Below are 4076 nucleotides of genomic sequence, written 5' to 3'. Positions count from 1 at the left end.
GGCCATGGTGCCGCGCAAGAAGGTCAACCACATCATGGACGAGCTGGCCGAAATCGGCGCCAAGGCCGTACTCGCCTCGGACATCCGCTCCTGCCGGTTGTAGGCCTGCCTACTGCTTCGGTTTCTTGGGGAGCAGGTCGTAGAGGCGTTTGCGGGTGCCCGTGTCGTTGGCGTCGCGGGTGCGCGCCACTTCGGTGATGAAGTCCTCGAAGACGAACTCGTCCGCGACCGGCACCACGGCCGGTGCCGGTCGCTGGATGCTGTAGTCGTCGAGGACCGCGGCGATCTGACGGAACGCCACCGCCTGCGTGGTTTCCGGCGCGAACGTGGTCACCGGCACCCCGTGCGCGGCCGCCTCGTTCATCACCACGCCGAGCGGGACGTGCGGCAGCAGCGGGTAGCCGAAACTCTGCAACTCGTTGAGCGCGGCGGCCGCATAGCTCGACATCGGCCTGCGGTACAGGCCCGGCACCACCCCGAAGTACGGGATGGGATCGCGGTTCACCGCCTGCTGCACGAAGGCCAGCTGGTCGTTGAGCAGCCGCAGCGCGCGGATGCTGGTGCGGTCCGGCTGCACCGGCACCAGGATGCCGTGCGTGGCCGCCAGCGCGTTGTTGGTCAGTAGGTCCAGGGCGGGCGGGCAGTCGATGATCACGTGATCGTAGTTGGCGAACTGGATCACCCGCGCCAGCTGCCAGCCCGGGACCCGGAAGTTGTCCAGACGCCGGATCAGGTCGAACATGCCGGGGGCGGTGGGGATCACGTCGAACGCCCCGCCCGGCCCGATGTTGCTGCGGGGATGGGGGACGACCAGTTCCTCGACCGGCCCCTTCCACGCCTTGGTCAGCGCCTTGGCCAGGCTCGGCGCCTCCGAGGGCAGTTCGGGGAGGCCGAGCATCTCGGTCGTGGCATGCCCCTGTGGATCGAGATCGATGAGCAGCACCCGGCGCCCGCGCTCGGCGAGCGCGGCTGCCGTGCCCACACTCAGCGCGGTCTTGCCGACGCCGCCTTTCTGGTTGACCACCGAGGTGATCTGCACTCGAGCGCTCCCAGGTGTCCGTCGTTCTGGCCAAGGTTAGTGGATCTCGGGCAGGCTGCGGGAGAGGTCCCCTGCGTGTTCTTCCCACCCGGACGGCAGGCGGCGCTTCAGCGCTCCCGCACCATCAGCGCCTGCGCACCCCGCGCCACCGCTCCGCCGAGATCGCGAAGGGTACTCGTGGCCACGCCGACGCCGTCAGGGCCGATCACGGTGGCGGCGTCCAGCCCGATCCACTCGCCCTCCGGTACGCGCTGGACGTGCACCGTCAGTTCGCTGTTGATGAACCACCACCGGCGCGGATCGAGGAAGTTCGAGATCCCGCTGCCCGAATCGGCGACGGTGAACAACCGCTGCAGCGGACTGGGTTCCTCCCCGGCCACCAGCGGTACGCGCTGCCGCACCCACACCGCGGCGGGGCCGGGACCGGTCACCGAACCGGAGACGGTGCGCCACTCCATCGCGGTCAGATAGCCGGTATGCCAGCCCTCCGGCCACCCCGAGGGGCCGCACTCCTGCGGAGCGGGCCAGTCCGCGCAGTCCACGGGGGCGGGGGTGGCCAGTGCGGCGGTGTCGGAGGCGATCACCCGCCACGCCGAGGCCCTGGCCACCGCGCGCCCGTCGGTGACGAGTTCGGCGGTGACCAGCTCGACCGACCGGCCCGGCCGTTCCACCTTGGCCTGCACGGAAAACTCGGCCAGCGGCGCCGGTCCGAGTATCTCCACGGTCACCCGCGACAGCCTGCCGGGCCAGCTGAGCGGAAGCCGTTCCAGCGCACGGACCAGCAGGGCCGACGGCGGGCCGAAGTGCTGGGCGTCGGGCGACCACGGCCCGGCGGTGTGCTCCGTGGCCAGGAAGCGGTCCTCGCCGCGGGGAAGGTAAAAAGCGCTTTCGGTCATGTCAGTCCGCTCGGTCCAAGGGGGTTTCGTCGCCTGCGTCCGGTTCCGGCCAGCCCGGGTAGGGCGGCGGGGTCCCGCCGAAGGACGGGCACCGCGCCTGGTGGGCGCACCAGTCGCACAACCTGCCGGGATTGGGCCGGAAATCCCCCGTCCGCCCGGCCCGCAGGATCGCTTCCCAGATCGCCTCCAGCGTTCGCTCGAAGCGCCGCAGCTCGGGTTCGTCCGGCGTGTAGGCCAGGGACTGCCCGTCGGTGAGGTACATCAGCTTGAGCTGGCGGGGCACGATGCCGCGCAGGCGCCACAGCACCACCGCGTAGAACTTCATCTGGAACATCGCCTTGGCCTCGCCGATCTCCCTCGGCGCGGCCCCGGTCTTGTAGTCCACCACCCGGATTTCGCCGGTGGGGGCGACATCCAGCCGGTCGACGTAGCCGCGCAGGAGCACACCGGAGCCGAGTTCGATTTCCACGTGCAGCTCGCACGCCTCCGGTTCCAGCCGCCGCGGGTCTTCCAGCGCGAAGTAGCTGTCCAGCAGCTTTTCCGCGCTGGACAGCCAGGACCGCACCTGCTCCTCGCCCTCCCCGGCGAACAGTTCGGCCCATTCCGGGCGCTGGTCCGACAGCTGCGACCAGGCCGGGGCAAGCAGTTCCCTGGCGCGGGCGGGCAGCCGTTCGGGCCCCGGCAGCGCGAACAGCCGCTCCAGCACGGAATGCACCAGCGTGCCGCGCAACTGCGCCTTCGTGGGCACTTCGGGCAACCGGTCCACCGCGCGGAAGCGGTAGAGCAGCGGGCACTGCTTGAAATCGCTCGCCCGCGACGGCGAGAGCGCCGGGCGCCGCACCTCGCCCCGGTTACCGGCCTGCTCGTCTTCCGCTGCCGTGGTTGCCATGCGTGCACCCTATGGCAGCGCACCGACAGTTCCCCGCCCCCGCGCCGCCGGTGTCACGTCCGTCCCACACCGCGCGTTCTACCCTTGCTCGCATGGCCGCGACCAGCGAGCACCACCCCAGCCGGGCGAGGCGGTACGTCACCACCGCCGACGGCGGCCTCCTGCTGTTCCGCGTGCAGGAGGTTCCGGTCGTGCTCGCGCCCTCGTGGTGGATCGGCTCGCTCGCGGTGATCGTGCTCTACGAACCGATGGTCAGCCGTCTGCTGCCCGAGGCCGGCACGCTGACCTCGTGGCTGCTGTCGGCGGCCTTCGCGGTACTGCTCGGCCTGTCGGTGCTGGCCCACGAGCTCGGGCACTGCGTGGTCGCGCTGCGGCTGGGCATCCCGGTGCGGCGGCTGCGGCTGTTCCTGCTCGGCGGACTGTCCGAAGTGGCGAGGACACCGAAGCGGCCGCGCCAGGAGGGGCTGGTGGCCGGCGCCGGACCGGTCGTCTCGCTCGCGCTCGCCGCGCTGTGCGGCCTGTTGTTGCTCGCCGTGCCAGGGCAGAGCGCGGCCTGGCTGCTGGTTGCCGAGTGCGCGGTGGCCAACGTCGCCGTCGGCGTGTTCAACCTCCTGCCGGGGCTGCCCCTCGACGGCGGGCGTCTGCTGCGCGCGGGCGTGTGGGCGCTGACCGGACGGCGGGCCGGGGGCACCAGGGCCGCGGTGTTCGGCGGTGGCCTGGTCGCCGCGGGACTGCTGGTCTGGGCGATCTTCGGACTCGCCGACGACAGCCAGGACAAGTGGCTGCGGCTGGGCGTGTGCGTGGTCACCGCCTGGTTCGTGGCGATGGGCGCGGGCGGTGAACTGGCCGCGGAAACCAGCCGGAGCTGGCCGGAGGGGCTGCGCCTGGCCGATCTGGTCCGGCCCGTGCTGCAACTTCCCGCGGAGAGCCCCGTATCCGACGCGCTGGCCGCTTCGGCCGGGCGCGGGGTGGTGCTGGTGCGGGCCGACGGGGTGGCGGCGGGCCTGCTCGACGAGACCGAGGCCGAGCGGCTGGCGGCCACCTCCCCGCATGCGCCCGCGGAACTGGCCGCCCAGCCGATCCGGGCCGAAACCGTGCTCATCGCCTCCGAACCGGGCGAAGACATCGCCGAACGGGTCCGCGAGACGCCCGCCTGGCAGTTCCTCGTGGTGGACGACGAGGGCCGCCCCTCGGGGGTGCTGCGCCGGGAGGACCTGCGCGTCGCGCTCGCGCGCCGTCCCCGCTGAAGGAC

Annotated in this window: 4 protein-coding genes and 1 pseudogene; 2 read left to right on the top strand and 3 right to left on the bottom strand. The window is 71.9% G+C overall.

What is annotated here, in order from left to right:
* Nucleotides 1-103, top strand: a pseudogene (locus tag FNH05_RS33740) (ATP phosphoribosyltransferase); the annotation flags it as partial.
* Nucleotides 104-109: 6 nt separating this feature from the next.
* On the opposite strand, the gene FNH05_RS33735 reads toward FNH05_RS33740, so the two are convergent.
* The 3 genes from FNH05_RS33735 to FNH05_RS33725 form a co-directional block, all read right to left on the bottom strand.
* On the bottom strand, nt 110-1039 hold the full coding sequence (locus tag FNH05_RS33735; RefSeq protein WP_144592909.1) for a ParA family protein: 930 nt from the start codon (nt 1037-1039) through the stop codon (nt 110-112).
* A gap of 107 nt (nt 1040-1146) precedes the next feature.
* A complete protein-coding gene (locus FNH05_RS33730) occupies nt 1147-1935 on the bottom strand; it encodes a thioesterase family protein (protein WP_144592908.1) in 789 nt (262 codons plus the stop codon).
* A 1-nt stretch (nt 1936) separates the two neighbouring features.
* Nucleotides 1937-2824, bottom strand: a complete 888-nt coding sequence (locus FNH05_RS33725; protein WP_144592907.1) for a RecB family exonuclease — start codon at nt 2822-2824, stop codon at nt 1937-1939.
* Between the two features lie 92 nt (nt 2825-2916).
* Between FNH05_RS33725 and FNH05_RS33720 the strand changes: the two genes are divergently transcribed.
* Complete coding sequence (locus FNH05_RS33720; protein WP_144592906.1) at nt 2917-4071, top strand: site-2 protease family protein; 1155 nt, start codon at nt 2917-2919, stop codon at nt 4069-4071.
* The last annotated feature ends 5 nt before the right edge of the window (nt 4072-4076 follow it).

It is taken from the genome of Amycolatopsis rhizosphaerae, assembly GCF_007713715.1.
GTDB lineage: Bacteria > Actinomycetota > Actinomycetes > Mycobacteriales > Pseudonocardiaceae > Amycolatopsis_E > Amycolatopsis_E rhizosphaerae.
The sequence above is the reverse complement of the archived record's forward strand: the minus strand, read 5'-3'. Positions and strand labels throughout refer to the sequence as shown.